The 26,019-nt window shown below is 29.6% G+C and carries 23 protein-coding genes and 1 riboswitch; of the genes, 4 read left to right on the forward strand and 19 right to left on the reverse strand.

Features of this window, described 5'->3' with window-relative positions:
• Positions 1-39: 39 nt before the first annotated feature.
• The 7 genes from B5D41_RS05225 to cooS form a co-directional block, all read right to left on the reverse strand.
• Positions 40-1,260 (reverse strand): cation:proton antiporter, encoded by a 1,221-nt coding sequence (locus tag B5D41_RS05225; protein ID WP_078809564.1) that lies wholly within the window; start codon positions 1,258-1,260, stop codon positions 40-42.
• 243 nt (positions 1,261-1,503) lie between these two features.
• Positions 1,504-1,779 (reverse strand): late competence development ComFB family protein, encoded by a 276-nt coding sequence (locus B5D41_RS05230; RefSeq protein WP_078809565.1) that lies wholly within the window; start codon positions 1,777-1,779, stop codon positions 1,504-1,506.
• A gap of 175 nt (positions 1,780-1,954) precedes the next feature.
• Positions 1,955-3,208: a glucose-1-phosphate adenylyltransferase gene (locus B5D41_RS05235; RefSeq protein WP_078809566.1), complete on the reverse strand. Its 1,254-nt coding sequence runs from the start codon at positions 3,206-3,208 to the stop codon at positions 1,955-1,957.
• Between the two features lie 23 nt (positions 3,209-3,231).
• Complete coding sequence (locus B5D41_RS05240; protein WP_078809567.1) at positions 3,232-4,845, reverse strand: glycoside hydrolase family 57 protein; 1,614 nt, start codon at positions 4,843-4,845, stop codon at positions 3,232-3,234.
• A 51-nt stretch (positions 4,846-4,896) separates the two neighbouring features.
• The gene (locus B5D41_RS05245) at positions 4,897-5,553 is read right to left on the reverse strand and encodes a DUF4912 domain-containing protein (RefSeq protein WP_078809568.1); all 657 of its coding nucleotides are present in this window, start codon (positions 5,551-5,553) and stop codon (positions 4,897-4,899) included.
• Positions 5,554-5,660: 107 nt separating this feature from the next.
• On the reverse strand, positions 5,661-6,641 hold the full coding sequence (locus B5D41_RS05250) for a sensor histidine kinase (RefSeq protein WP_078809569.1): 981 nt from the start codon (positions 6,639-6,641) through the stop codon (positions 5,661-5,663).
• A 376-nt stretch (positions 6,642-7,017) separates the two neighbouring features.
• On the reverse strand, positions 7,018-8,940 hold the full coding sequence (gene cooS / locus B5D41_RS05255) for an anaerobic carbon-monoxide dehydrogenase catalytic subunit (protein ID WP_078809570.1): 1,923 nt from the start codon (positions 8,938-8,940) through the stop codon (positions 7,018-7,020).
• 208 nt (positions 8,941-9,148) lie between these two features.
• Between cooS and B5D41_RS05260 the strand changes: the two genes are divergently transcribed.
• Both B5D41_RS05260 and B5D41_RS05265 read left to right on the forward strand, forming a co-directional pair.
• A complete protein-coding gene (locus tag B5D41_RS05260; protein WP_078809571.1) occupies positions 9,149-9,562 on the forward strand; it encodes a c-type cytochrome in 414 nt (137 codons plus the stop codon).
• Between the two features lie 16 nt (positions 9,563-9,578).
• The gene (locus B5D41_RS05265) at positions 9,579-11,000 is read left to right on the forward strand and encodes a cbb3-type cytochrome c oxidase subunit I (protein WP_078809572.1); all 1,422 of its coding nucleotides are present in this window, start codon (positions 9,579-9,581) and stop codon (positions 10,998-11,000) included.
• Positions 11,001-11,064: 64 nt separating this feature from the next.
• On the opposite strand, the gene thiH is transcribed toward B5D41_RS05265, so the two are convergent.
• The 7 genes from thiH to nadA form a co-directional block, all read right to left on the reverse strand.
• Positions 11,065-12,192, reverse strand: a complete 1,128-nt coding sequence (thiH, locus tag B5D41_RS05270; RefSeq protein WP_078809573.1) for a 2-iminoacetate synthase ThiH — start codon at positions 12,190-12,192, stop codon at positions 11,065-11,067.
• Complete coding sequence (locus tag B5D41_RS05275) at positions 12,193-12,972, reverse strand: thiazole synthase (protein WP_078809574.1); 780 nt, start codon at positions 12,970-12,972, stop codon at positions 12,193-12,195.
• 4 nt (positions 12,973-12,976) lie between these two features.
• Positions 12,977-13,180 (reverse strand): sulfur carrier protein ThiS, encoded by a 204-nt coding sequence (thiS, locus tag B5D41_RS05280; RefSeq protein ID WP_159442895.1) that lies wholly within the window; start codon positions 13,178-13,180, stop codon positions 12,977-12,979.
• An 83-nt stretch (positions 13,181-13,263) separates the two neighbouring features.
• Positions 13,264-13,355, reverse strand: a riboswitch (TPP riboswitch).
• A gap of 277 nt (positions 13,356-13,632) precedes the next feature.
• Positions 13,633-14,133 (reverse strand): ECF transporter S component, encoded by a 501-nt coding sequence (locus B5D41_RS05285; RefSeq protein ID WP_078809575.1) that lies wholly within the window; start codon positions 14,131-14,133, stop codon positions 13,633-13,635.
• Between the two features lie 27 nt (positions 14,134-14,160).
• Entirely contained in the window at positions 14,161-15,000 is an 840-nt protein-coding gene (gene nadC, locus B5D41_RS05290; RefSeq protein WP_078809576.1) for a carboxylating nicotinate-nucleotide diphosphorylase, read from the reverse strand.
• Positions 14,987-16,606 (reverse strand): L-aspartate oxidase, encoded by a 1,620-nt coding sequence (gene nadB / locus B5D41_RS05295; RefSeq protein WP_078809577.1) that lies wholly within the window; start codon positions 16,604-16,606, stop codon positions 14,987-14,989. The genes nadC and nadB overlap by 14 nt, the downstream gene beginning before the upstream one ends.
• 25 nt (positions 16,607-16,631) lie before the next feature.
• On the reverse strand, positions 16,632-17,582 hold the full coding sequence (gene nadA / locus B5D41_RS05300) for a quinolinate synthase NadA (RefSeq protein ID WP_327292694.1): 951 nt from the start codon (positions 17,580-17,582) through the stop codon (positions 16,632-16,634).
• Between the two features lie 216 nt (positions 17,583-17,798).
• Between nadA and B5D41_RS05305 the strand changes: the two genes are divergently transcribed.
• Positions 17,799-18,014 (forward strand): hypothetical protein, encoded by a 216-nt coding sequence (locus B5D41_RS05305; RefSeq protein ID WP_078809579.1) that lies wholly within the window; start codon positions 17,799-17,801, stop codon positions 18,012-18,014.
• Here B5D41_RS05305 and B5D41_RS05310 read toward each other — a convergent pair whose 3' ends face one another.
• The 5 genes from B5D41_RS05310 to B5D41_RS05325 form a co-directional block, all read right to left on the reverse strand.
• Positions 18,015-18,536, reverse strand: a complete 522-nt coding sequence (locus B5D41_RS05310; protein ID WP_078809580.1) for a transcription repressor NadR — start codon at positions 18,534-18,536, stop codon at positions 18,015-18,017.
• Positions 18,537-18,585: 49 nt separating this feature from the next.
• On the reverse strand, positions 18,586-21,132 hold the full coding sequence (glgP, locus tag B5D41_RS05315) for an alpha-glucan family phosphorylase (protein WP_078809581.1): 2,547 nt from the start codon (positions 21,130-21,132) through the stop codon (positions 18,586-18,588).
• Between the two features lie 135 nt (positions 21,133-21,267).
• Positions 21,268-21,411, reverse strand: coding sequence for a hypothetical protein (locus B5D41_RS14065; RefSeq protein WP_159442896.1), 144 nt, complete (start codon positions 21,409-21,411; stop codon positions 21,268-21,270).
• A gap of 160 nt (positions 21,412-21,571) precedes the next feature.
• Complete coding sequence (locus B5D41_RS05320) at positions 21,572-23,095, reverse strand: methyl-accepting chemotaxis protein (protein ID WP_078809582.1); 1,524 nt, start codon at positions 23,093-23,095, stop codon at positions 21,572-21,574.
• 522 nt (positions 23,096-23,617) lie between these two features.
• Entirely contained in the window at positions 23,618-24,220 is a 603-nt protein-coding gene (locus B5D41_RS05325; RefSeq protein WP_078809583.1) for a DNA-3-methyladenine glycosylase, read from the reverse strand.
• A 255-nt stretch (positions 24,221-24,475) separates the two neighbouring features.
• Here B5D41_RS05325 and B5D41_RS05330 point away from each other — a divergent pair, with 255 nt between their 5' ends.
• Entirely contained in the window at positions 24,476-26,011 is a 1,536-nt protein-coding gene (locus B5D41_RS05330; protein ID WP_078809584.1) for a GGDEF domain-containing protein, read from the forward strand.
• The last annotated feature ends 8 nt before the right edge of the window (positions 26,012-26,019 follow it).

Below are 26,019 nucleotides of genomic sequence, written 5' to 3' on the forward strand. Positions count from 1 at the left end.
AGTAGGCTTTTAATATTAATAATATTTTTTAATTTTTAATTAAACATGTATAGGATCTGCCTTCTCATCTAAAGAATAATCCTCACACTCTTTAGCCTCATTAACCTCTCCAGCTTTAGTAAGTGCACTTTTTATAGCTAATGGACCAATTAACGCATTTACAGCTACTGAAGCTAAAATTATAGAAGTGATTACTGAACCTATTTCCGGGAACTTTTCTGAAACTACAATAGATAAACCAATTCCAACCCCAGCCTGTGGAATTAATCCCCAGCCTAGATAACGAGAAATAACTCTAGATGAATTAGAAGCCTTAGCTCCTAACCAAGCTCCTAATAACTTCCCTATAATCCTAGCCACTATATAAGTAGTTCCAATTATACCAACTTGCGATAAGATTGAGAAATCTAACTCTGCTCCTGCTAAAGTAAAGAAAGCTATAAATAAAGGAACTTCTATAACTTCAATAACTTCCTTAATCTCATGACGACAATCAAATAAATTAGCTAATGTAAACCCAGCCGTAATATTAATCAATAATGATGATAAATGAAGATAATTTGCTAACTCTATATCAATAAATAATACAGCTAATACTACTAACAAATAATCTTTTTCTAATTTAGTATGATGTGCAAAATAGTGCAAAATTCCAGCAACTATTATTCCCACAATAATAGAACCAATTATTTCAATCATAGGTTCACTTAATGAACTTAAGATAGAATGACTTGCACCTGTATTTAATGTGCCTACAATTGCCATAATTCCCCCAAAGAACATAATGGCAAATAAATCACCAACAGCAAGAGTCCCTAATAATCTACTAGTAAGTGGTCCTTGAGCCCTATATTCTTCAATAACAGCTACCGTTTCTGCAGGAGCATTAGCCGAAGCAATAGCTCCTAAAATTAAAGCTATTGGAAGCTGTACACCTAATAAAGTTAATCCACCGGCAACTAAAATAAAGGTAATTAATAATTGAAATAAACTAATACTTAAAATACTCTTACCCGCTTTCTTTAAATCTTCAATCAATAATTCTTCACCTATAGTTAAGGAGATTACACCCAGACCTAGACCAGTAACAGGTGCTAATCTTTTAATATGTTCATGAGTTTGAATACCTAATATAGATTCTCCAAAAAGAATTCCAGTTATAATATAACCTGTAACCGTTGGAATTCCGATTTTTTTAAATAAATTACCTACTACAAAGCCACAAAGTAACATTAATCCAAACGATAAAAGCAAATTCATTAATCCTTCCCCTCCTTGATCATGTATTAGACTGTTTATGAAAAATTATAATTAATTTCGACTTTATTCCATCTTCAATTATATTGTATCAGTAAAATTACATATAAGATATAAATTTTTTTAGTTCTTTCTATAATATCTTTAGAAACTTATAAAATATATTTAAAATGAAGAAGACCTCTTTATGGTATTTTAACACCCATAAAAAGGTCTTGTTTCTATCATTATATTAAGTTATATCCTCTAACCTCGGTCATGATGAGGACGCTCATGAACTTTTTTTGCTGCTTCTAATACTGATCTTAATATATCTAATTGCGTCTGTTCACTAGATAGATCAGTACTATTTAGAATAATTTTACCTTCTTCACTTCCAGCATATCGCGGCTTTAAATTACTAAGAGCTAAAGCAAGTATATCTTGCTTACATTGATCACAATCACAAAACTCTTCTTTGTCTGTTAATATTTCATCAACCTTACTCATCACTTCATCTTCTATTAAATTACCGCTTACCATAATTCACTATTCCCCCTTCAATATCTGACTATTCCATAATTATTTTCTCTATACTTAAATTTACTTCAATGTCAGCAACTCATACATTTCCTTATATTACTAATTCCATATATAATTTAAATCACCTTTAAAGTTGATGAAATATTTTTTAATTTTAATATTTTTATTATTAAAATTAATTCCGTGGTCTAATAGTGCTACCGCTAGTAATCTTTCTTTTATTAAAATCATCTTCTTTAACTCTAGGTAAGACTCTACAATTTTGACCAATCTCAATATTCTCTGGTATTCTAACTCCTTTACCAATTACATTTAAACCACTATTCAAAATTTTTGGTCGTTCAAAATTAGCAGTTGTGTTTTTATAAAAACCTATTTGGGTATTATTTCCTATAACTACATTCTTATCAATTATAGATTTACAAATCTTAGCCCCTTGTTTAATGATAGTATTATTAAAAATAATTGAATCTTTAACTTCAACTCCTTCTTCAATGAAAACCCCTGGGAAAACAACTGAATTTTTTATTTTACCATTAATAATAGCTCCATTAGAAATTAAACTTTGATTAACTTCACCTTCTCTTCCAAATTTAGCAGGTGGTTTACTTTCACTTCTAGTATGCCATTTCCAATTATCATCATATAAATCCATCTCGGGCAAAGGATTAATTAGAGACAGATTGGCTTCCCAAAACGATTTAATTGTACCTACATCTTTCCAATATCCTTTGTATTTATAAGCAAAGACTCTAGTCTTTCTAATCATTTGTGGAATAATATGATGACCAAAATCTGAATTCTTTTGACTACAAAATTCTTCTAATTTATTAATTAACACATCTGTACTAAAGACATATATACCCATTGATGCTAAATTACTAGGTGGATTCTCAGGTTTTTCTTTAAAATCAACTATCCTCATATCTTCATTAGTATTTAAAATGCCAAATTGATGAGCCTCTTCTATAGGTACTGGTTTAGCCGCAATAGTTAAATCAGCATTCTTAGATTTATGATAGTCCACCATTTTAGAATAATCCATTTTATAAATGTGATCCCCAGATAAAATAACAACATAATCTGGCTTTTTATTTTTAATATAAAGAAGGTTTTGATAAACAGCATGAGCTGTTCCCTGATACCATCCTCCTTCTTTACCTATATAAGGGTGTAATAAAGTTACTCCACCGAACTGCCTATCAAGATCCCAAGGTTTTCCAATTCCAATATGTCTATGTAAAGATCTAGGTAAATATTGAGTTAAAATTCCTACATCATATATACCTGAATTAACACAATTACTTAAAGTAAAATCAATAATTCTATACTTTCCGGCAAATGGAACACCTGGTTTAGCTCTATCTGCAGATAAAATATCCAGCCTACTCCCTCTACCACCAGCTAAAACTAATGCTAAAATACTCATTATCATCTCACCTTCTTCAAAAGTTATTTAGATGTATAATGCTTACTATATACTTGATAATTAATATTGGAAAAAATATTATCTTTTTTCTCCAATTCACTTAACCATTCTTCATCAATTTCTTTTAACTTCAATTGATTATAAATATTAAAGAACCGATGGATATGAGCTTTAGTACGCTTTATGGCATACTCTACCATTGTTCCTGTCTTCATAATAAAAGCCCAATCACTACTTTGAGCTAATAATAATTCCCTAGCCGCTTGATTCAAAGCTCTCTTAGTTAACTTATTTGGATTAATATAATCAGTAGCCAATTCAACCATTTTCTCTACAGCTTGATGTAAATGCCGATATATCCAATCATTACTACTATCTAACCACACGTCATTATAACCATTAGCCCCCCAACTACACATAGGAGGTTGACAGACTTGATTCTTAGGATACATCTTTAAATATTCTATAGGAGAAATTAATTCTATTACTTCCTGCTCATTAGTTATCTTTTTAATTAAAAAATTTAAAAAGTCAGGCCCTTCATACCACCAATGTCCAAATAATTCAGCATCATACGGTGCTAAAATTAATGGTTCCCTGTCCATAAGATTACTTAAATCTTCTATCTGTTTTATTCTATTAAAAATAAAATCTTCTGCATGATTAGCAGCTTTTTCTCGCGCTATTTTATAATCATATGGCTCTTTATCTTGTAGTTCACAATTATCTCCAGTAATCTTATAATACTTAATTCCAGTATTAGTACGAATCTTTTCATCAGAAATATAAGATTTAATATAGTCTAATGGTAAATCAAACCCTATATCACGATAATATTCTCGATAATTATAATCTCCTGGATACCCTTTTTGGGCACTCCATACTTGTTTAGCTGATTTTCTATCTCTACCAAAAGCCGCTACTCCTGATGGAGTATAGATTGGTGCAAATACTCCATATTTAGGTCGAGGCGTAGCATATAATATACCATGAGTATCAAGAATAAAAAATCGAATTTCATATAACTCTAAGATTTTATCAAGTCCTGGATAATAAGCACACTCTGGCAGCCAAATTCCTGCTGGAGCCTCACCTAAATGTTGCTTATGATTATCAATAGCAAATTCAATTTGAGCTCTAACTGCCTCTGGATATTCCTTCATTAACGGTAGATAACCATGAGTTGCTCCACAAGTAATAATATCTAAATAACCTAAATCCTGAAATTTCTTAAATGCATTAACTAAATTTCGGTTATATTTATTTACAAAAATTTCCTTTGCACATTGAAACTTATTTAAATATATTTTAGCTGTTTGATTAATCTGTTCATAATCTTTAGTACGTGTTATTTCTTTTGAGGCTAGCTCAATTAAGTTATTAATATACTTAATGTAACGTTCTTGTAATAAAGAGTCAGTTAACATAGAAATTAAAGATGGACTTAAGGACATAGTTAATTTATAATTTATTCCGTCTCTATGAAGTTGTTCAAAATGTTCAATTAATGGAATATATGTTTCGGTAATTGCTTCATATAGCCATCTTTCTTCTAAAAAATCTTCATAATCTGGATGACGCACAAATGGTAAGTGGGCATGTAATACTAACGATAAATACCCCTTCACTTCTGACAAAATTTATCACCTCATTATCTAAAATATTTTCATTCTGCTGTAACTTATAGCTTATTTTATATTAAAAGTCTTTAATGATTCTAAAGAACTATATCCTGTCTTTAAATCAAATCGTTGAATAACATTTTTAATCTTCTTTATAAAATCTATTGAACTATAATTATCTATTTCTGATCCGTCCTTAGATAATCTATAAATTGTTTCTATCTCTTCATTAACTTCTAACCACTCTTCATCAAACAAATCACTAATGCTATTAGCTGGTGTCTTTACTTGATTAGAATTAATTAATGAATAAAATATATTATCTTTATCTAAAATTCCTAACTCACCTATATAAATATGATTTGGTGTTAACCCTCCAAGATACCAACTGTTATAATCATCTTCAACCTTAATATTATAATAGTTAGTTGTAGTTAAATCATAAACTCTTAATACTATAGGAATATCATCTTTCTCTATATAACCAGCCTGTAACGCAATTTCATTTAATCTATCAGACGTATATTCCCAATATACATATATCCATTCAGGATTCTTTACTTGTAATACTAATTTATTAACATAATATTTTTCAGGTAATGTAAATTGTTCTTTATAAACCTCCTTTTTAGGTTGACCTGTGTTAGTAGTTTCATTTTGACTTGTTAAAGTTTCTTCTTCATACTCTAGTTCCTGTAAATTTAACCTTTTTTCTCTTAACATAATCCTCCCCCTTCTTTAATATATTCTCTTTAATTGACTGAATCCAGAAACTATACTTATTTGTAAATATATTACATTTAATATTAATTATTACACATTATACCACTTTAGTTCTTTTCAATTGTAGGTAAATAAATCATAAATTTAGTACCAGTCTCTAGAATATCTACTTCTATCTTTCCATCATATTTTTCTATGATTTCCTTACTAATACTTAATCCTAACCCATTACCATTACTTTTAGTAGTATAAAATGGACTAAAAACTTCATCTATATATTCCTCTTTAATCCCTGGGCCATTATCTTTAATTATTATTATGTTATATTTATCATCTTGTGTAGACTTAATTTCTATATCTATCTGTTTATTAGTATTTTCACTTAAAGCATCCATAGCATTCTTAATTATATTTAATAAGACTTGCTTAATATGTAAATGTTCACAATAACCTTGACTATTTTTATCTAAATCATAATCTATTTTGATCCCCTTTGCATGACATTCATCAGCTATTAATTGGTGAATATCTTCAATAACTTCATTAAGTGATATTAATTCTGGATCTAAATTCTCAGGTTTAGCGTATTCTAACGATCTATTAATTAATAAATTTAATTCATCTATTTCTTTATCTAATAAATTTAAATATTTATCTATTTTTTCATCATTATAATCAGTTAATCTATGTTCAATATATTGTATAAATCCTTTAATATTTGCTAATGGATTCTTTAATTCATGGACTAATTTTGCTACTACCTCCTTTTCTAATAATAGTCCTTCTGAAAAGCTTAGTGAACAAAAACATATATAACCTTTTATTACAGAGTGATCATCTAATAAAGGCTCAACTTTAAGTTTTAATTTATAATTATCATTTAATCTAATTTTTAATTCTATATCCTCTTTAAAATTAATCTTAATTTGCTTTTCATTTAAATTAAAAAATGTTGTAATTCTCTTGCCTATTAATTCCTCATTCTTCTCTTTTAAAAATTCATCTGTTATAGCATTATAACTTTGAATTATTAAGTCAGTATTTAATATTAATATTCCTAATTCTTCATTCTTTTGTTGCAAAGACATTATTTATCACCTCACTTATCACTTCAATAATTTAAATTATACTTATTAGTCCCTATAAACTTCCACAAATCATCTCAATAAACCTAATTTATTACAATCATATACATTATATTTTATGATATCTATTTATATGCATATAATTGTTATTCTTTCTTTGCAAAACTAACAATATATTTTATAAAAGTTATTCCGTACATGTGAAAACTAATTTTAAAAATTTATAACCTCAACATAACTATCTTATAAGATACAATAATAATTTATGACTCAAATAGCTTTATAATAAAAAAACCTCCTATATTAATAGAGGCCACTTAAAAAGTAGTCTCATATTAATATAAGAGGTTATAATTTAAGATTAATTATAAACTTTAAATTAAATACCTAATCCTTCTCTCTTCTCTATGATATGAGCTTCAATATCTTCAGCAACCTGCACTGGATCCTCACCTAAGGCTACTTTACCACCACTCATCTCTTCTAAATCTTCAGTTAAAAGTTTTACTAACTCTTTTCCACCAGTAACTGGAGGAGTAGGCGATAAGTGTGTATAGAGTCCGTAAGCTAGAGCAAAGACACCATCAATAGTTGCTTTCTGTTCTAGATACTGTGGTGCGGTTACTGCTACTGGTAGAGCAGAAGTATCTACATCTAAGAAATCAGCTATAGCAGTAACTACTGTTGAAATACGACCAGTATCAGTACAGGTACCAAAAGGTAATACCGGTGGAATCTGTAACTTCTCACAGACGGCTTTTAATCCATCTCCTGCTTGTTCAATTGCTTCCATACTGGCTAATCCAGCAACTTCTAAACCATGACAACCACAACCACCAGTTACTACTAAAATATCTTTCTTAATTAATTCTTCAGTTAACTTAACAGTCATATAATCATGAGGTCCATTCTGAAGAGTAGTACAGTTAATTAAAGCAACAACTCCTTTAATATTTCCATCTTTAATTACATCAACTAATGGATCTATTTTTCCACCTAATGCTTCTAATACAGATTCAGTAGAAAAACCAGCAATTGCTTCCTGAGTTATTTGTGGCACAAATGGCTCAATATTTCTTTCTTTTCGCTTCTTGAAATTCTCAATCCCCATATTAATTAGTTCTTGAGCAACATCTCCAACTTTATCAGGCATATAATTATAATTTTTTTCTACTCCAGGAATTCTAACTAAGTCACTGACAGAGACTAAAGTAACTTGATACTTATCTTCATAAGGTTTTAAATTTGGTGGTGAGCAGTTTTCATCCATAGCAAAGATATCAATAGTACCAGTAGCTAAAGCAGGTTCAATAGCTAACCAATTACCGATTAATCCTCCAAAAACATCATCCATACCAAATCTTTGTGCTAATTCCTGACCGGTTTCAATACAACCAATAACTCTAATACCTTTAGCTCCGGCATCTTTAGCTCTTTGCTGAACTTGTTCATCACGGACAGCGTAAATAGTAGCTACGCCTGTCCACGGCTCGTGACCATTAAATACTATATTAATATAGTCAGGATCAAGAATTCCCATATCTGTTTGAATTGGGTGAGGTGTAGGAGTACCAAAAAGCATATCTTGTACTAGATTTAAACCAAGCTGCGCACCATAAATAGTTGCTATTCCGAGGCGCATAGCTTTCTTGGCCATAGATACATGATAACCATCTACATTTGTTAAACAACTAGCAGTAGCATCTTTAATTTCATGTACAACCCCAGAAGGATATAACCCTAAATCCTTCCATTTCTTCTTTCTATGCTTTGGTGCAAAAGCGTCAACCATCATTGGTGATGTTTCATAACCAGAATATAGCTGACCAATCATAGTATCAGCTAATTGTATAGCAACATCTTCTTTAGCTCCTGAATTATCAACTCCTACTGCTGCAGCAATATCCCTTAACTTTTGTTCATCAACTATACCAAAAGGTGTCTTATCCTCCGCAGTTGCTTTAAGAGTTCTAAAAGCATTGTAAGCATGATGAGTATAGGTACTAGTGCCCATTGCATTTCTAAGTAACATATCACGCATGGCCATAGCATTAGGATCAATACCACAAGTACCTAATTCAGCACCTGCTTTTTCTGAAATACGACAAGGCCCATTACTACATAACTGACAGCTAACACCATCTACACAAAACTTACATCTAATTCTATCTTGAGCATCAAAACGATCGAAAGTATTACTCATTTCATCTTTAGTTAATCTTTCTTCATATAATTCTTGAACAGAGTCATGAATACTAATTCTACCATCTAATACTTCTTTAAATGGAACTTCTTCTGACATTGCATCTCCTCCTATTAATTTTATTCTATTCTATTATTTCACTATAAGCATTTATTTATAACCTAATTTTTAAATGAACATCTATTTAATCTTTTTTTATATAAATTATAGAAATGATTAGCTATATAAAATCTTATTTAATGAATTAAAATTTCAGATTCAGAGTAACCTAAATGATAACTGCATTTAATTGAAAGTAGGTGTTTAAATGAAGTATTTAATTATAATTTTAATAATAACTACTTTAGTTGCATTTAGCTATATTACTCATATAACAATTAATAATTTAAAAACTCCTGCTATAAATGAAAAATATTTAGCAGGTAAGAAAGTATGGCATAAAAAAGGTTGTGTTGACTGTCATGCTATTTTTGGAAATGGGGCTTATTTAGCATCTGATTTAACAAAAACCATGAGTAATAGAAATAAAAAATGGATTAGAAAATTCTTCACCAAACGTCCAGTAATGCCACCAAATAAATCTAAAAAACATCCTGGACTCTCTAGTGAAGAAGCTGATGAGATTATTGCTTTTTTAATCTTTGTAAATCAGATTGACACTAACAGTTGGCCACCTAAAACTTTATTAAAAACTAAATTAAAAGATTATAATTTAAAATAAAAAAGGGTGAATTGATATGAAACGATTATTAAATACATTTAAAAGACTAATACCTTTTTTGCCTTCTGAGAATAATAACAAACAAGATGACCAAGAAAATAAAAAATCTAAAATCAAAACTATTGAATATAAATCACAAAAAGTAAGTTTTAAATTTTTAACTGCTGCCATTTTAATGTTTACTTTTCAGGTCTTTTTAGCTTTTGGCGCTTCAATGGAATTCATTATTCCTGATTTACCAGCTCCAATTCCTTTCAACGCTGGTAGAGCATTTCATATTAATTTAAGTATTTTTTGGCCGATTTTAGGAATAATCGGCGGGGTTTATTACATATTACCAGAAGAAGTTGGATATGACATAAATATTAAATTAGCTAATATACAATTTTGGTTAATGATAATAACTTTATTATCTATTTATAGTAGTTTATCTTTAGGATTTACAACTGGACGTGAATATTTAGAAGCCTTATTACCATTTAAAATAGCAATTGCTGTCTCTTTAATATTATTCTTTATAAATATTCTATTAACATTATTAAAAAGAAAGGTTACTGAATGGCATCCTACTATGGTTGGATTAATTGTAGGATTATTTTTTTCTATTATAATGTTTATCCCTAGTATGTTAACGTATAAAAATATAGCCATGGATGAATTCTTTAAATTTTGGACTGTACATATTTGGGTAGAAAGTACATTAGAATTAATAATAGCCTCAATAATTTCTTCAATTTTATTAATGATGACTGGAGTAAAACGCAAAACAGTAGAACGCTGGTATTATGTAGAGGTGTTTTTAGTAATATTAACAGGATTTTTAGGAGTAGGACATCATTATTTTTGGATAGGTACTCCAAACATATGGTTATATATAGGAATGATCTTCGGTGCATTACAAATACTTCCTATTTTCTTTTTGGTTTATACTGCTTTTAAAAGTATTAAACGGCAGAATATGATAACTACTAATGAATTAACCTTTAAATATTTATGGGCTACAGTCTTTTGGAATTTAATTGGTGCTGGAGGCTTAGGATTTATTATGACTTGGCCTGGTATTAATCAATATACTCATGGTACAGAATTAGTTTCAGCACATGGACATTTAGCTATTTTTGGAACATATGGTTTATTAACTTTATCTTTATTCTACTTTATTTTACCTCAATGGAAAAGAACAAAAGATCTAAGTATAAAAAAAGGCAAAATAGCATTCTGGTTAATAAATTCTGGATTAGCTTTAATGGGAATTTCGCTCTTCATAGCAGGAGTAGTGCAATCATATTTATTAAGATATGTAGGGATAGAATTTACTAAAGTTAGAGCATTATTAATACCTTACATGATAGGCCGGTCATTAGGAGGACTAATTTTTGCTGCTGGAGCAGTAATTATTGGGTGGAATTTAGGAAGTAATTTGTTATTTAAAAAATAAATTAAAGTAGGATAATTGGATTATATAAACTAATTATCCTACTAATGATATTTTAAATAGCTGTTTAAAATATATGCCAATTCTTAAATACCGATTGATATCCTTGTTGATGTAGCATCGCTGTAACTTCCTTAACACTTCTTTTATCCGAAGTTTCGAATTGACAATCATCTTGATCGACATTTATATCTATAGTTTCATTAGTTTGAGCATAACCACCAACACTAGTCTTCGCAGCTGCTGACATCTTTGTTACTCCTAAACCTATTAAATTATCTCGTAATTCAGCTCTTTCTCTAGTAGATATATTTAAACCCGCTCGCGGCAAAAATAACCTTAAGGCCAATAAATTTTGAACTAACTTCTTATCTTGCACCTCATCTTTAGGTTGATACGCTCCTAAATGAGGTCTAATACGAGGTAATGAAAGACTAATTTCCGTTTCTAAATAATTATCTTGCAAATACTTAGCATGTAATCCAGTAAAGAAAGCTTCCTTACGCCAATCATTCAATCCTAATAAAGCACCAATATTAACTGCTCTCATTCCAGCTTGACACCCACGTTCCGGAGCATTTAAACGGAATTGATAATCTTTTTTAGGCCCTGCTAAATGAACTTGATCATAGACATCCTGGTTATAGACTTCTTGATAAATAGTTAAACTATCAACACCAGCTTCAACTAATTCCCTATATTCCTCTGTTTTTAAAGGATAAATCTCAATAGCAATTGAATCAAAATAATCAGTTAATAATTCTACGGCTTCTTTAATATATGACACTGAAGTGTCTCTCCGTGATTCACCAGTTAAAATCAAGATATGTCTAAAACCCATCTTGGCTATAGCTTCTGCTTCTTTAGCAATTTCAGATAATCCCAATTTCTTTCGTTCAATACTTTCTTTAGTATTAAAACTACAATAAAGACATTGATTAACACAATAGTTAGCAAGATATAGAGGAGTATATAAAAATACCACTTTCCCAAAATGTTTAATTGTTAACTTTTGAGCTCTTTGAGCCATAGGTTCTAAATATCTTTCTGCTCTTTTAGATAGTAATGCTAGAAAATCTAGATAATCAATTCTATCTTTTTCTAAAATTTGTTCAATATCCTGATCACTTAGTTCATTCCAATAAGCAACAAAGTCAAAATCAGCTAATTCTAAATACTGGTCATAAAAGCTCATTTAGCTATCATCCTCTGTATTAAGAAAACCTGTTAATGGAGAAGAAGCTGAAGCATATTTCTTAATTTGCCCAGTTCCAGCTACATAGGCCTTTCTCCCTGCTTCTACACCTTGCTTAAAAGCTTCCCCGATTAGCACTAGATCTTTGGCTGTAGCAATAGCTGTATTTACTAAGACCGCTTCTGCTCCTAACTCCATAGCCTCAGCAGCATCTGATGGTTTGCCAATACCAGCATCTACAATGGTTGGAACTTCTATCTCTTCAATTAAAATTCTAACTAATTCTTTAGTCTTCAATCCTCGATTAGTACCAATTGGAGCTCCTAAAGGCATAACTGCTGCTGCTCCTACTTTCTCTAGCTCTTTAGCTACCATTAAATCAGGACTCATATAAGGTAGTACAGTGAACCCTTCTTTAACTAGCATTTCAGTAGCCTTAATAGTTTCATAATTATCTGGTAATAGATACTTATTATCAGAAATCACCTCTATTTTAACCCAGTCACCACATCCAGCTGCCCTAGCAATCTTAGCAATTTTTACAGCCTCCTTAGCAGTTCTAGCCCCTGATGTATTAGGCATTAAAATACAATCATCTGGTATGTAATTAATAATATTCTCTTCCTTAGCTTCAAAATCCATTCTTCTTAATGCTACTGTCACTACTTGTGCTCCAGATCTTTTAATTACTTCTGGAATAATATTTTTATTTGGAAACTTTCCAGTCCCTATAAATAAACGACTATCTACTTCTTGACCATTAATTATTAATTTATCCATCTTTTTATCCTCCTCCTACAAACCTTAATATTTCTAAAATATCTTTAGGTTGTAAAGTTATTTGACTTAACCTTTCATCATCACCTATGATCTCACCATTATATTGAATAACTACTTGATTTGGATCAATACTTTTATATTTAATATATTCTAAAATACTTAAACCTACTTCTATCTCTTCTTCTTCCCCATTTACTTTAATTAGCACTAAATCTTCACCTCCTAAATAAGAATATAAAAAAAAGCATAACCCCACGCAGGAGTTATGCTTAAATTTCCAGTTACTTAATATTATAAGTAATACTGTTTCCCTACGCTGGTGCTAACCAACAGGTTCAAAGGGTATAATCTCAGCTCTATAAAGAGCACCCCTAATTAATATTTGATTTTTTACTTACTTGAATTATAACAGACAAAATATAGAGTTGCAAGGTTTTTTATTATTAACAAATAGATTACTTAGTCTCTTCATCAACAGTATCTATTATTATTTTTTAAATATTTTTTATTTTTTGGTCATAAGTGACTAAGTAATTAATAACTATAAAATCAAATAAAAATATAGCCATGTTCTCCTGTCTAGCAGCTTCAATACTAACATTTAAAGATAAAAGATTAGTCTGTAATAAAAAACAGCCTAATGATAGGCTGTTTTAAGATTTAAGCATTTATTCTTTCATTATCATTTGATAATTTCCATCCTAACATTTTAATTACTGTCAAGGCAATCATAGCATCTACTGCATGATGTAAGACAGTTCCAACTCCAATTACTACTCCAGCTTTATATAAAGAAAAGCCAAATGGAATAACTATTAATGCTTCTCCTAAAGCATGAATCAATGTAGTTAATCCAAAAGCACTAATCACAGTTTTACCTTTTTGAATCCATAAGGCTCCTACTACTCCTACAACAATATGCACCGCAGCTCGAGCAGCAATTGTAGGACCTAGAATCATTAAAAAACCTAAAGTAGAACCTACCCCTACTAAACCTGCTACTAATGGACTAATTATCATAGCAATTAAAGTAGGAACATGAGAAGCTAAGGTAGCAGAAAAAGGCGGAATATATACTCTTAAATACCCTCCAAACATCAACGGAATTGCTAATGCTAAAGCTGTTAATAAAGCACCATAAACTAAATCTTTAATCTTCACTCTAATCTCCCCCTATTTTACAATTAATTAAACTTCAAAGTTTAAACTAATATCTAAAGAATTAATAGTATGAGTCAAAGTTCCTAAAGAAATTACATCCACTCCAGTAGCAGCAACCTCAGCAATTGTTTCATTAGTAATTCCTCCTGATGCTTCTACAATTGCTTCTCCATCAATTAATTCCACAGCTTCTTTCATCATTTTTGAAGACATATTATCTAACATAATAATATCAGCTCTAGCTTCTAAAGCTTCTTTAACATCAGCCAAATCTTCAGTCTCCACTTCAACCGTCATCGTATGAGGAATATTAGCTTTAGCTCTTTTAACAGCTTCTTTAATCCCTCCTACAGCTCGAATATGATTATCTTTAATCATTACTGCATCATATAACCCTAAACGATGATTACTACCACCACCTATTCTAACAGCATACTTTTCTAATATACGCAATCCTGGTGTTGTTTTTCGAGTATCAACTATTCTCACATCATAATCAGTAACCAACTTTTTATATTTAGCAGTCTTTGTAGCTATTCCTGACATTCGTTGTAAAAAGTTAAGAGCCAATCGTTCTCCAGTCAAGATTGAACTAGCTACTCCAGAAATTTCAGCAATCTCTTCACCAGCTTCTACCTTAGTTCCTTCATCTATAAGAAATTTAAAATTAAGTTTTGAATCCACTTTTTTAAAAACCATTTTAACTACTTCTAATCCAGCAATCACTCCTGATTCTTTAGCTAAAAAAGTGCCAGTAATTTGTCTAGATTTATCAATAATCGCTTCAGTAGTAATATCACCAGTCCATAAATCTTCTTCTAAAGCATTATCGATTATTTTTAATACTTCTTCTTTATTTAAATTCAAGATTTAACCCCTCCCACTCTTTATCTTTTTGTAAAACTATATGTTTTTGCCACTTTTGTTTAGTTTCTGGATAATCTTCTCGATAATGTGCTCCTCTACTCTCTTTTCTAATAAGAGATGCCTTAACTACTAAGTAAGCTAAATTAATTAGATTTTGAACTTCAATATATCTAATATCCTCTATATCTATATTTAAGTAATTAATTAATTCTTTAATTTCATTCATTGTTTGATTTAAGCCATTCTTATTACGAATAATCCCTACATTCTCCATCATTAATAATTGTAACTTTTCTTTAACTGCTGATAATGGCTTGTCTATCAATTGTTGATTATTATTATTTATCTTTAATTTCTTAAAATCTAATTTTAAATCTATCATATATTCTATTGCTTTCTTAGCTACTCGTTTACCATAGACTAAGCCATCTAAAAGTGAGTTACTAGCTAATCTATTGGCACCATGAACTCCCAAGGAAGCCGTTTCTCCACAAGCAAATAATCCTAAAAGATTTGTCTCTCCATTGGTATTAGTCTTGATTCCTCCCATAAAGTAATGAGCAGCAGGTGAAACCGGTATAAAATCTTTAGTAATATTAATCCCTCTCTCTAAACAAGTCTGATAAATAGTAGGAAACCTTCTTTTAATAAATTCTGTTTCTAAGCCTGTCACATCTAAATAAACATACCCAATATTATTCTTTTCCATCTCTTGATAAATTGCTCTAGCCACTACATCACGAGGAGCTAATTCAGCTAATTCATGGTATTTAGGCATAAAACGATCACCGGACTGATCTCTTAATACTGCCCCTTCACCTCTAACTGCTTCGGAAATAAGAAAATTTGGAATTCCATTTAATTGTAATGTAGTAGGGTGAAACTGAACAAACTCTAAGTCCATCACTTCTACTCCAGCTCGATATGCTAAGGCAATACCATCACCAGTTGCTACTTCTGGATTGGAAGTCTCTTGATAAAGTTGACCAGCACCACCAGTAGCTAAAACTACAGCTTTAGCTAGGTAAGCCACATACTCACCTTGTTGATTATCATAAGCTAATGCGCCGTGACATCTATCATCCTCTGTTAAAAGATCAATTACAAAGATGCCATTTTCGACTTTAATTTGAGATTTATTTAAAACTTTTTCAAATAAAGAGGATCTAATCTCCGTTCCTGTTGCATCGCCTCCAGCATGTAAAATCCGTCGACAACTATGAGCCCCTTCTTTAGTTAAAGCAACTTTATCACCTTCACGATCAAAATCTACACCTAACTCAAATAATTCTTTAATCCTCTGACTTCCTTCATTAACTAAAATTTTAACAGCATAAGGATTACATAAACCATCTCCAGCATCTAAAGTATCACGGTAATGTAATTCTGGTGTATCATCTTCAGAAATTACAGCCGCTATACCACCTTGTGCATACTCTGTATTACAATCCTTAGGCTCTTCCTTAGTTAATAAAGTTACTTCTCCTTTTTCAGCTAAATTCAAAGCACTGAATAAACCAGCAATTCCACTACCTATTACTAAAAAATCTGTTTCTATTTTATCTAAATCTGATAAGTCAAAATTTACTAAATATCTAGGAACCATAATCCAGCCTCCAAATGTACTACTACTATTTGCTAAACTCTAACATTCTATCTAAAGCTTCTTTAGCTTTAACTCTAATATTTTTATCTACAGTCACCTTATACTGCATATTCTCTAAAGCGTCGGCTACATGCTGCAATGAAGTCATCTTCATATTTTTACAAACTAGGCCCTGATTTAAGATATAAAAAGTCTTATCTGGATTCTCATTATTTAATCTATATAAGATTCCCATTTCAGTACCAACGATAATTTTATCTGCCTCAGACTCATTGGCAAACTTTAAAATTTGTGAAGTACTACCTACATAATCTGCCGCTGATAAAACTTCTGGCCTACATTCTGGATGAACAATAATTGGAGCCTTTGGATGTGCTTCTTTAACTTTTTCAAAATCATCAGCCTTAACTCTATGATGAGTAATACATCGTCCCTCCCATAAAACCACATCTTTATCTGTTCGTTGAGAAACATAGTGTCCTAAATTCTCATCTGGAACAAATAAGATTTGATCACTATCTAAAGATTCCACAATATCTACTGCATTAGATGAGGTACAACAAATATCACTTTCAGCCTTTACTTCTGCTGAAGAATTAACATAACAAACAACTGTAGCATTAGGATATTCTTTCTTCTTCATTATTAACTCTTCTGCTGTAATCATGGCTGCCATGGGACACCCTGCATTCTGTTCTGGTAATAATACTGTCTTATGCGGAGATAGAATAGCAGCACTTTCTGCCATGAAATCTACTCCACAGAAGACAATCACCTCAGCATCTACTATATCAGCAGCTTTTTGACTTAATCCTAATGAATCTCCAGTATAATCAGCGATAGCTTGTACTTCATCAATTTGATAATTATGAGCTAAAATAATAGCATTTCGCTCTTTTTTTAAATTCTCTATCTTTTGCACTAAATCTACTGACTCAGAAGTCATAAATTCTGCCTCCTTATATACATTCTTAATTTAGTTTAACCAATTTAAGCATTACTATAATTGTATAATTTTACTAGGCCTAGTATTGCTAACATAATTGTACAACCTTATGGATGTGATGTCAAGTGTCTTTACACCTGTAAATAAAAAAATCCAATCTATATTAATGTAATGTATAGTTTTGAATTTAAAACCTAATACTAACTATAATAAAATTTATTAATTACTCTAGGGAGATGATAAAACATGTCCAAAAAAACCCATTATTTAGCTGATAGTAATACTAAAGAGATTCATGATCTTAGCAACCCAGTAATGGACTGTAAATTAGAAAAAATCAATAAAGAATATATTACATTTCTCCAAAACAATCAAGAATTAAATGAATACTTAGATGAAGGGTATGATGGCTGCCCTTTTTGTCTTAGAACTCGTAGCCAAAAAGCCAAAAAGAGCAGCTAATTAATAATCAATTAATAAATATCCTTTCTCCTTTAATTTGCATTCAATTAGATTTAAAACTTCTTGATTAAGAGCCTCAATAGTATGTAAATGCACACCTTCAGTTAAAGTTAATAATGGTTTAACAGTATTATTATTATACTTGTGCATAAAGTTAGTTAAATCTGATTTAGATTGAATCATCAATAGTCCATTTAGTTCCCCATAAATTGGATGTTCAATAATTACATCTTTAACTCTACCACCGTACTTAATTATAGTTTCTAGTTCATCCTCTATTTCTGCACCATCATGTATGCAAGCAATAGTCTTTGTAACCATTTGGCTACTCCTTTGTTGAGGTATAATATATCCCTGAGAAGTAGCCAATATTTCCTCTCCCTGAGCACGCAACAACGCAACATCTTGCACTATTACTTGCCTACTTACCCCAAACTTTTTAGCTAATTTGGAACCAGTGATCGGTGATTGATTATCCATTAATAGATCTAGTATTTTTTTTCTTCTTTGATCTACTGACACATCTTTTCCCTCCAATTGATTTTTAAGCATCCTCATTTAGTTTATTTGACTACTTAATCCATTTTACTAATCCTAATTCATGTTTATTAGTTAACCTATCTTCATTTGGAACTATTCTAAAAGTATACTTATAAGATCCAATTTCTTTTAATTTTATATCTGTTGAATATACATACTTATTATTCTCTAATTCTTTTTTTAAATCCATCGATATAATATCTATTTTTTCTTTCCCATTTTCAGTTACCAAATATAACTCTATTTGAATATCATCAGGACTTAACTCTCCTAAACTAACTTTAACTGTGAATCTAATCATATCAGTTATATTAAAGGTACCTTGTTCCCCTTGATTCTGGGAGGTAATCTCTATATCTTCCCAATTATTTTTTAGCTTTTCTTTCCAAGAAACTAAATTCTTGCTTATATTATAATTGTCCTTTTTAGCCTTAATTCCCTTTATAGTAGCTGGCATATACAATCTTTTAGTATATTCTTGAACCATTCTATCAGTACTATATTTAGGAATAATTGAAATCATTGCCTCTTTCATCCAATTTATCCAATCTGCTGGCAGGTCTTTATCATTAGTATTATAGTAGAGAGGAACTATCATTTCCTCTAAAAGAGTATATAATGAATTACTATCGATTAAATCTTGTTCTTCTTTATCTGTATATTTTAACCTTTCTTTAGAACCTATAACCCAACCATTTTTTTCATTATAACCCTCACACCACCAACCATCAAATATACTTAAATTTAATCCTCCGTTAATTGCAGATTTTTGGCCGCTAGTTCCACTAGCCTCTAAAGGCCTTCTAGGATTATTTAACCAAACATCTACTCCCTGTATCAAATATCTAGCTAAATTCATATCATAATCTTCTAAAAGTACTATTTTACCTTTAAACTCTTTACTTTCAGCAATATCATGAATTTTTTTAATTAATTTCTTCCCTGGTTTATCAGCAGGATGAGCTTTTCCAGCAAAAACAAGCTGTACTTCTTTATCTGTTTTATTACAAATCTTATTTAATCGTTCTAAATTATTGAAGACAAGTGTAGCACGTTTATAAGTAGCAAATCTACGAGCAAAACCAATTGTTAATGCTCCTTTATCTAATATATCTTTCACTGCTGTTATATCCTGATATCTACGTTTTCTTTCTAAGTCTCTCTTTCTAATATTATCTATCATTTTTGATTTTAATTTCCGGTGAGTATGCCAAAACTTATCATTCGGAATTTCTCTAATATTTTCCCAAATATTCCTATCCTTAATTTTCATTCTCCAATTAGCAGGTAAATATTCATCAAAGAGCTCTTCCCATTCAGATGCCAACCAAGTTCGAGTATGAATTCCATTAGTTATATAAGTAATCGGATTTTCATTTGGCGGAACTTCTTCCCAAATATCTTGCCACATCTTACTAGCAATCTTTCCATGTAATTTACTAACGCCATTACTAAATTTAGCTAATTTTAAACCTAAGACAGTTAAACAAAACTCATCGTCATCTTCATAAATTTGACCAAGATCCATAAATTCTTCCTTGGTTAAGCCAATATCTTCCCAATAACTAGCAAAATATTTTTCTTTCAAATCAAATGGAAATGTTTCATTACCTGCTGGTACTGGAGTATGAGTAGTAAATACAGTATTAGCACCTACTACTTCAATGGCTTGATTAAAACTTAACTCTTCTTCTTTAATTAATTTTCTAATTCTTTCTAACTCTAAATAAACCGAATGTCCTTCATTCATATGCCATACTATAGGGCTATATTCCATTTTGTATAAAGCTTTAGTGCCTCCTACACCTAAAATAATCTCTTGTAAAATTCTTGTTTCCTGGTCTCCCCCATATAATTGAGCCGTTATTTTTCGGTCATCCTTACTATTCTCCTGCAAATTCGTATCTAGTAAATAGATAGAAACCCTTCCAACTTTAACCTCCCAAACTTTAACCATGACTTCTCTATCTAATAATTTAACATTAATTGTTAATTCTTCTCCTAATTCATCTTTTACAGGAGTTATGGGTAGTTGACTAAAATGCAATTCAGGATATAAACTTTCTTGCCAACCTTCTCCATTAATTTTTTGTTTAAAGTACCCATTATGATACAATAAACCTATACCTACAAAAGGTAATCCTAAATCACTAGCTGACTTACAGTGATCACCAGCCAAAACACCTAAGCCCCCGGAATAAATTGGTAAAGAATCATGAAATCCAAATTCAGTAGAAAAATAAGCAATTACATTATCTTCTTCAATTGATATTGGAGCATTGTCCTTAAACCAAGTCTCTTCTTGTTGTAAATAATCATTAAAATGATTCATAACCTGATTGTATTTATTAATAAATGCCTGTTGTTGACTAACTTTTTGTAATCTTTGATAATCAACTTTAGATAAAAAACTTACAGGATTTCTACCAGATTCTTTCCACTTTTTAGCGTCAATCATTTTAAATAAATCTTCTGCTTCTTGATTCCAACTCCACCAAAGATTATATGCTAATTGTTTTAAACCCTTAATTTTCATTGGTAATCTTGGAAAGACAGATAAACTACCATAAAAGTTCATTCTATATATCTCCTCCCTAATTTAATTAAAATTATTAAGAATTCTAATTTAAATAATATTAAATTTTATATTGCTAATGAAAGTTACTTCTTAAATGCTAAGTACTAATCAGATTATGCGATTAGCTTAAATATGTTACATTTTATCTTTTAGAGACAAAATTATTTCCTTTTTAGCAATTACTTCTTCCCCATCTATATTTCTTACTAAATACTTTCCTAGTAAGTCTTTAGTTAGAGTTATTGTATCTTTTTGATAGAAATCTAAAGATAATCTCAACCTTACCCCTCGTTTCTTTAGTATATTTAATTGGCTTATTATTAAGCTAATTCAGTAAATAATTATTAATTCCTGTTTATCTTAACCTAATTTATTTTTGAATATAGATTCTTTTCTGTTAAAAAAACCCCTTTCTATAATATTATAGAAAGGGGTTTTTTTAAATTTCAAATTCTGAAACTAAATTTTGTAATTTTTGAGCCATCTGAGCTAATTCTTCAGAAGACTTAGTTACTTCTTCAGACATATTACTAATATTTTGAGAAACATCCAATACTTCATCACTTCTTTTGGATAAATTTTCAACTGAAACAGCTGTCTGTTGCATATAGGTAGAAGTATCATCAATAGCATTCTTAATTTTATAGAATACTTCTCCTGTTTCTTCTACAACCTGCTTCCCTTCTTGAGCAGTCTTTTCTACTTCTTGGATTGCACCTAAACTAGCTGCCGACTTATTCTGTGTGTCTCCAATTAATTTACTAATTTCATTAGTTGCTTTAGAGGTTTCTTCTGCCAGTTCCCTAATCTCTTCAGCAACTACAGCAAAACCTCGTCCATGTTCTCCAGCCCTAGCAGCTTCAATTGCTGCATTTAAAGCTAGAAGGTTTGTTTGATCTGCTATATCAGTAATTAATTCTACTATCTTATTAATCTCTTGTGAATTAGTATTTAACTCCTTAATTTTATCTACTGTTTCTTCCACTACTTGATTAATATTTTCCATACTTGCTATTGTAGTATCAATTTTGTCGCCTCCCACACGTGTTTGGGAGTTAGTTTCTTGAGTAAGACTTGTTACTTCTTGATTACTAGCTGAAATCTGTTGTATATTAGCTGTCATTTCTTCTATATAATGATTAGTAGTTTCAATGGATGCATTTCCTTCCTCTGCTGATGCAGAAAGTTCTTCACTATAAGCTGATAAATCTTCTACGTTATTAAATATATTAGTTATCATATTACGCAGCTTATCTACCATATTATTAAAAGAAGTTACTAAACTACCTATTTCATCTTCACCAAATTCACCATCTAACCTTTTTAATTTACCTTCTGCAATTTGATTAGCCATATCCTTTAACATATTTAAACTTTTACGCATAGGGGTAATTATTTTATACATCAATAATATTAATGCTCCATTGACTATTATAATTAAAGAAAGTACTATTATTTTTACTTTCTGCTGTACCTTTTTAAATCTTTGATAAAATACTCGTCCATTCTTTTCACTCTCATTAAAAGCTTTTGTTTTAAGCTTAAGATATTCTTCTTTAGTCAACTCACCAGCTTGATATTTTTTCACAACTTTTACTAAATTCTTTTGATCTTTAATATCTTTTATACAAAGTTCAGTACCTACTCTCATATCTTCCGGTAATAATAAACGGTCAAGCCAACTAATCATTTCTAAAAATTTCTCAGGCTTTCTCTGCATTTCTTTTTGCCCTTCAAAAAATTGTTTTAAAAACTTTTCATCACCAATTTCTTCATATTTATTTAAATAAAGTCTATTCTTCCAAAGTAACTTAACATGATCTCGTTCTAAAGATTGTAACTTAGATAATTTATGTAAGTTAGCAATTCCAAACAGAGTAATCCCAAAAGATAATATTGGTATAATCAAAAGAATTATAAATTTTCTCTTGTTTAAGTTATTAAAAAGATTACTTAATTTCATAATTATCAAATTCCTTTCACTTTTAAAATATGTCTCTTTAATAAAAACTAACCCTATATTTCACCTCCTCATCTAAGCTAACATCTTCTGAATTGTTCTATTCCTCACAATAGATATATTCTAAATATCTATTATAAAATTTTATCTGTCCTCCTGTAATAATTAATTTATATTTAACCTTTATTTAACATAATTATATATTTATACTAAATCACCTTCATTTTATTATAAAATTATATCTTATTTAGCATTTTGTTCCATAAATATACTTTATAATATAATAAAAGATAGCTCACTTCTTCTTAGAAAAGAAGAGTTAGCTATCAGTAATTTTTCCTATATGAATAATTTATTTACTTATTTCCATACTCACATCTTCAAATTAGATAAAACTTTAAACTTATATTAATTATTTATAATATTTTTTAAACTTTTTTCTGCTACTACTACTGAATAATGAAAGTTACTTCTTAAATGCTAAGTACTAATCAAATTATATAGTTAATTTAAATATGTTACATTTTATCTTTTAGAGACAAAATTATTTCCTTTAATATAAAAACGCCAAGGCTTATCTCGATATTCCTCAGCATAATCTATATTTATTCTCCTATCAGAAATTATATCATAATTTCCTTTATTCCTTCTTTTACTATCTTTAATATAAAGATTATTGCCATTAGTCAAATCATAATCATTTAAACTTTTATCAATATCTAAAGCCTGGCAAAGCTTTCCTGGACCATTAGTCAAATCCTGTTTTCTTTTACTTTTAATAGATCTATTCTGTTTAACAATCTCTAAACCTTTAATAGGTTCTACTGCCCTAATCAATACTGCTTCAGGCTTTTCTTTTGGGTCTGCAACTACGTTAAAACAATTATACATTCCATAAATCAGATAAACATATGTATACCCCCCTCTTTTAAACATAGCTTCAGTTCTTTTAGTTCTCTTATTTTGATAAGCATGACATGCTTTATCTTCTGGACCTACATAAGCTTCGGTTTCTACCATTTTAGCAATTACTTCTTCTCCATCTATATTTCTTACTAAATACTTTCCTAGTAAGTCTCTAGCTAGAGTTATTGCATCTTTTTGATAGAAATCTAAAGATAATCTCAATCTTACCCCTCGTTTCTTTAGTATATTTAATTGACTTATTATTAAGCTAATTCAATAAATGATTATTAATTCCTGTTTATCTTAACCTAATTTATTTTTGAATATAAATAGTTTTTAGTATTTATAAAAATAATAGGTTTTATGTTAATAATTACTAATATAATGGTAATTATTGCAGGACACAACTACTTTTTATCGAACATATAGAATGGTATCACTATAATTTATAATTCTATTGAAGAAAGGCAGTTGAAAATGAAAAACTTTTTGCAAAGATATAAATATACCATCATAGCCATAGTATTTGTAACTATATTATATAGTTCATTTTATAGTTATCAAAATACTAAACAGATAATTAAAGATAAATATACTACTCAACAAAATTTAATAGAAAAAAGCATTTTGAATGCTATTAATCATGCAGATAACTCTTATAGAATTGCTGAAAAACATTTAAATGAAAAGATGAAAAAGTACTCTATGATAATGATAGATAAATACCGTCAAAATCCAAATGTTTTAAATTGGGACCTTAAAAAACTAAAAGACAAATTTGATGATTATGAAATTTATATTATTAATAGTAATTTAAAAGTAGCTAAAACAACTTTTAAACCAGACTTAGGACTTAATTTTCAGAGATTTCCTGCTTTTTCTAAACTATTAAAACAACGTTTAAAAAGTGATTCATTTACTTCTGATCGTATAGATATCTCAATAAATACTGGTAATATAAAAAAGTATAGCTATATACCTACTCCTGACTATAAATATCTTTTAGAACTAGGAGTTAATATCAAGAATAAATTTCCTTCTTTTAAAAATTTAAATGTTATTGCTTTTGCAGATAAATTAACAAAACAATATAAATCTGTTAAAAAAATTGCATTTTATAAATTTAATCAAGATGGAAGTACACTTGGAAAAGTAAATAAAGTAAAAAAACCAGTTCTTAATACTAATATTTCTGAAGATACAAAAAAAGTTATTAAAGAAGTCATTTCATCTAATGAAATTAAGACTATTATAAGTTCATCAGCAAAAATCAAACATACTTATAAATATATTCCTTATCTAACTTATAAAAAAAATGGTGAATTAAATTGGTGGAGTTCATATGTTATTGAAGTTACATACGATAATAATATAATGTTGACAGAACTTAAAGAACAACGTAATTTATTTTTAGGTAATATCTTAATTATAACTTGTGTATTTCTAACATTCATCGGTATAATAATTTATCTTTTAAAAAAATCTGAACATATGGCTTATTATGATCATCTTACAAGTTTAACTAATAGAAAGAGATTTGAAGAAGAGTTTAAAAAACTAATCAAAAATTCTGATAAGAATGAAAATAAATTAGCTATTCTATTTCTAGATCTAGATAATTTTAAAAATGTTAATGATACATTTGGCCATGATATAGGTGATAAACTACTTAAAGAAATTGCTAACAGATTAAAAAATAATTTACGAAAGAATGATATTGTAGCTAGATTAGGAGGAGATGAATTTACTGTATTAATCCCTAAAGTTATTTCTTATGATGATGCGGCCCAAACAGCCACAAAACTTGTTAACATTCTTAAAAAACCGATAATAATAAATAAAAATGAATTCTCTATAAAAACAAGTATAGGAATAAGTGTTTATCCTGAAGATGGTATCGAACCACAAACTCTTATCAAAAAAGCAGACCAGGCTATGTATAAGGCCAAAAAACAAAAAATTAATTATATGCTATATACTAATATTAGCGAAACTAAAAAATTCCCAGGTTGAATTTAAGT

This window comes from Selenihalanaerobacter shriftii, assembly GCF_900167185.1.
Lineage (GTDB): Bacteria > Bacillota > Halanaerobiia > Halobacteroidales > Acetohalobiaceae > Selenihalanaerobacter > Selenihalanaerobacter shriftii.